Source organism: Wolbachia endosymbiont of Tuta absoluta (assembly GCF_059414725.1).
The window spans coordinates 1-477 of sequence record NZ_JBNRJY010000359.1; the positions used below are offsets into that span (position 1 = coordinate 1).

Annotated in this window: 1 pseudogene; it reads left to right on the plus strand. The window is 33.3% G+C overall.

What is annotated here, in order from left to right:
• Positions 1–196 (plus strand): annotated as a pseudogene (locus ACJ5GX_RS03805) (hypothetical protein); the annotation flags it as partial.
• Positions 197–477 lie beyond the last annotated feature (281 nt).

The following is a 477-nucleotide window of genomic DNA, read 5'->3' on the forward strand; positions in this document are numbered from 1 at the left end:
TGATTATGAATTAAATCGCACTATAGAAATCTTGCTAAGACGCAGAAAAAATAACCCTTTATATGTCGGAGAACCAGGTGTTGGTAAAACAACAATAGTTGAAGGCTTGGTATTGAAAATTATTGAAGGTAGTTTCAGATTTACCGCTGCGAAAATTTGGAACAATATTCCCCCACCCCTTCGATCGATCCTTGTGAAAGACAAAAAAAGGCGTCATTAGGTATATTTTTAAACCAATAAGTATGGTTATTTATGTATTTATGATAACTAAGGTTTGAATGTTTAATGCTGATTAAGGCTACCATAGGTTGTCAAAGAAATACTACTTAGTATTGAAACACTGCAAGGATTAGAAGTCCAAGGTTATCGGTACAATATTTACCGTCTAATTAAATATACTATTACATTACAATTCATCATGCAGAGTATTGCAGAGGTATGAAAAAGCAAAATAAAATACGCCTATTCTTTGCGGCG